The sequence below is a fragment of the Actinotalea ferrariae CF5-4 genome, from assembly GCF_000603945.1.
GTDB lineage: Bacteria > Actinomycetota > Actinomycetes > Actinomycetales > Cellulomonadaceae > Actinotalea > Actinotalea ferrariae.
In genome coordinates, this window is the sequence record NZ_AXCW01000346.1 from 1 (window position 1) to 3,353 (window position 3,353).

Annotated in this window: 3 protein-coding genes, 1 pseudogene and 1 riboswitch; of the genes and pseudogenes, 3 read left to right on the forward strand and 1 reads right to left on the reverse strand. The window is 76.7% G+C overall.

Annotated elements, in window-relative coordinates; genetic code table 11:
* The 3 genes and pseudogenes from N866_RS17495 to N866_RS22005 all read left to right on the forward strand — a co-directional run.
* Positions 1-1,383, forward strand: a 1,383-nt coding sequence (locus tag N866_RS17495) for a carboxypeptidase-like regulatory domain-containing protein (RefSeq protein WP_034228968.1), incomplete at its 5' end; no start/stop codon positions are given.
* A 709-nt stretch (positions 1,384-2,092) separates the two neighbouring features.
* Positions 2,093-2,467 (forward strand): annotated as a pseudogene (locus tag N866_RS22500) (carboxypeptidase-like regulatory domain-containing protein); the annotation flags it as partial.
* 145 nt (positions 2,468-2,612) lie between these two features.
* A complete protein-coding gene (locus N866_RS22005; RefSeq protein WP_173406176.1) occupies positions 2,613-2,858 on the forward strand; it encodes a LuxR C-terminal-related transcriptional regulator in 246 nt (81 codons plus the stop codon).
* A 25-nt stretch (positions 2,859-2,883) separates the two neighbouring features.
* Here N866_RS22005 and N866_RS17500 read toward each other — a convergent pair whose 3' ends face one another.
* Positions 2,884-3,198, reverse strand: a complete 315-nt coding sequence (locus N866_RS17500; RefSeq protein WP_034228970.1) for a DMT family transporter — start codon at positions 3,196-3,198, stop codon at positions 2,884-2,886.
* Between the two features lie 10 nt (positions 3,199-3,208).
* Positions 3,209-3,271: riboswitch (guanidine-III (ykkC-III) riboswitch) on the reverse strand.
* Positions 3,272-3,353: the final 82 nt, after the last annotated feature.

Genomic DNA, 3,353 nt, shown 5'->3' on the forward strand with positions numbered 1-3,353 from the left:
GGCGCGCTGCCGGCGGGCCTCGGGGCCTCGCTGGCCGGGACCGTCCGCGGGGCCGCGGACGGCGAGGGCGTCGGGCGGATCACGGTCGAGGCCCACCGCCGCACGCGGGACGGCCTCGTGGTGGTCGGCTCCGCCGCCACGCAGCAGGACGGCTCCTACGTCGTCGCGGGCCTCTACCCGGGCGACTACCTGCTCCGCTTCAGCGCGGAGGGGTACGAGGAGGTCTGGTACCCGTCCGCCCCCGGGGACGCGGGGGCGCAGCCGGTGACCGGCCGGGCCCGTGAGGTCACCGCGGGCCTGGACGCGACGATCGTCGGTCTGCCGGCGAGCATCACCGGCGTGGTGGACGTCGGGGACGTGAGCACCCCGGTCCCCGTCCGCGTGCAGGCCCGGGCGGTGTGGCGCGGCGAGGGCGAGGAGCCCCTCGTCGTCGAGGCCGTCTCGGACGACGCCGGCGGGTACGTGCTGTCCGGGCTCGAGGCCCCCGGCACCTACGAGCTCACCTTCGCGGCCGAGGGCTACCGCCCGACGACGATCACGGAGCGGGTCACGGGCGGGCAGGCCCGGTTCGCGACCACGGTCGGGCTCGGCGCGGCCACCGGCCAGATCTCCGGCACCGTCACCGACGGGTCCGGACCGGTCGGGGGCGTGACGGTCACGACCACGGTCGACGGGACGGAGGTCGTCGTCGGTACCCCGACCGTCGGCGCGGTCGGCACCTTCGTCCTGCCGTCCCTGCCGACGCCGGGCACGTACGTGCTGGAGTTCACCCGCGAGGGCTTCACCCCCCGCACGGTCGTCGTCGACCTGGCCGCGGGGCAGAGCCGCACCGACGTGGCCGTGCAGATGCGGGGCGGCGCGGGCACCGTCTCGGGCCGCCTGGTCGACACCACCGGGCGGGGGCTCGGCGGGGCCACGGTGTCCGTGGGTGGCGGGCCGACCGCCGTCACCGCCACGACCCTGACCACCGGGACCGTCGGCGCCTTCACGGTCGCGGGCCTGACGCCCGGCGTCTACACGCTCACCTTCACGCTGCCCGGCTACGCGCCGCAGAGCGTCCCGGTGGACCTCACGTCCGGCACGACGCTCCCGCTCACGGTGACGCTGCGGCCGTCCCTGGGTACCGTCGAGGGGCGCGTCCTGCGCGACGGCGCCGGGGTCGCCGGGGTGGAGGTCGTCGCCACGGACGGCCTGCGCACCTGGACGGCGACGTCGACCGCCGTCGCGGGCCGCCCCACGGGCTACTACGCGCTCGCCCAGCTCCCGACGGGCACGTTCACCGTGACGGTCTCCCAGGCGGGCCGGGTGGTCGAGACCGCCGTCGTCCGCGTGACAGCCGGCGGCACGGTGAGCCAGGACCTGACCCTGCCCGGGGCGGGCTGACGTGCGCCTGGACATCGCCCCGCGCCGGCTGGCGGCCCCGGACGGCGACCCGGTCGCGCTGGCCGTCGAGATCAGCAACACCAGTGACGTCATCAGCGGGTACACCGTCCGCGTGCTCGGCGCGGACCCGAGCTGGGTCCGGGTGGACGAGCCGCAGCCCCGGCTGTTCCCGGGGGAGTCCACCACGGTGGGCATCCTGCTGTCCCCGCCCGACAGCCTGCCCGCGGGCGAGCGGCGGATCGCCGTGCAGGTCCGCGAGCTCACGGGAGCCCAGCGGACGTCCGTCGAGGACGTCGTCCTGGAGGTGCCCCAGCGGCGCGACCTCGCGGTGACGCTCGACCCGACGACCGTCCACGCCGGCCGCCGGGGCACCTACGGCGTCTTCCTGGAGAACCGCGGCAACACCACCGTCGCCGGCCGGGTCGTCGGGACCGACCCCGAGCGGCGGATCACCTTCCGGTTCGACCCGCCCGGGTTCGCCCTGGCGCCCGGGGAGCACGCCGTCCTGGAGCTGCGGGCGAGCGCGCGGCGCCGGATGTTCGGGGCCGTCGAGGCCCGGACGTTCGAGCTGCGGGTCGACGACGGGCGGCGACCGGCCCCGCCGCAGCCCGAGCTCGCTCCCGTTCCCGGGACCTCCGGCTCGGCGACGGCGCCCGTCACCAGCCACGCGCTCGATGCGCCCGCGTCCGACGGGGTGCCGCCGGACGCGATGGGCGTCCTGGTCCAGCGCCCGGTGTTCACCCGCGGCCTCCTCGCCCTGCTCGGCCTCCTCCTCGCGGTGTCGGTGTTCGCCGTCGTCATCACGACGGCGCTCGGCAGCGTCGTGCAGCAGTCGGCGGCGGACCGCGACCTCGCGCTCGAGGTCGCCCAGGCACGCGACGAGCCGGCCCGCGCGGGCACGTCCTCCGTCAGCGGGCGGGTGCTGCTGCTGTCCACCGGTGAGCCGGTGCCCACGGTGTCGGCGGAGATCTTCGCCGAGTCGGACACCGCGGCCCCCGTCGCGACCACGTCCACCGGCGACGGCGGCGAGTTCACCTTCCCGGCCCTCACGGCCGGCGGCTACAAGCTGCGGTTCCGCGGTGCGGGCTTCGCGGCACCTGGCGGGCACGTCCGGGGCCGCCGAGGCAGCCGTGGTGGACCGCCTCGCGGAGGTGGCCCTCGGCCTGGACGGGGACCGGCCGCGTGCGCTCCTCGCCCACGCCCGGGCGGTGCTCGACCGGGACGGGCAGATGGTCGCCGTCGCCGCGCGGGAGCTCGGGCGCTGCGGCCTGTGGCTGCCGACGGCGGGCCGGTCGGAGGTGCTGACGCGACGCGAGCGGGAGATCGCGAGCCTGGCGGCGGGCGGCCTCAGCAGCCGGGAGATCGCGCAGCGCCTCACGCTGTCGGTGCGGACCGTGGACAGCCACCTGTCCCGGGTGTTCGCCAAGCTGGGCATCCGGAGCCGCCAGGAGCTCGGGCCCGCGCTGCGGGCCTGAGTGCGGGCCGCGGAGCCCCCGGGGCTCAGGAGACGAGCTTCAGCCCGACCACGCACCCGACGATCCCCAGGATGAGCAGCAGCCGGACCACCGACAGCGGCTCCGTCCCCGTCCAGGCCGCGTACGCCACGGTGAGGACGGCACCGATCCCCACCCACACGACGTAGGACGTGCCCACCGGGAGCTCGCGCATCGCGTAGGCCAGGCCGGCCATGCTCGCGGCCAGCGCGACGGCGAAGGTGACGGTGGGACCCGGACGGGTGAAGCCCTCGGAGCGGCCCAGGGCGGTCGCCCAGACGGCCTCGAGCACACCGGACAGGATCAGGACGAGCCACGACATGGCGGTCTCCTCGGTGCCGTCTTTGCGCTGACCGGGTACGGCACCCCTCGTCCGGGACCCCGACGGGGGCCACCGGGCGAGCCTCTCAACAGCGCCGTCCGGGCTCAACCCCGCTGCCGGTGACGTCCCTCACCCCCACCCGGACCCGGCCACCC

Coding starts and splice junctions, on each gene's coding strand:
- N866_RS22005 (WP_173406176.1), top strand. CDS start 2,613: ATGGTCGCCGTCGCCGCGCGGGAGCTCGGGCGCTGCGGCCTGTGGCTG.
- N866_RS17500 (WP_034228970.1), bottom strand. CDS start 3,198: ATGTCGTGGCTCGTCCTGATCCTGTCCGGTGTGCTCGAGGCCGTCTGG.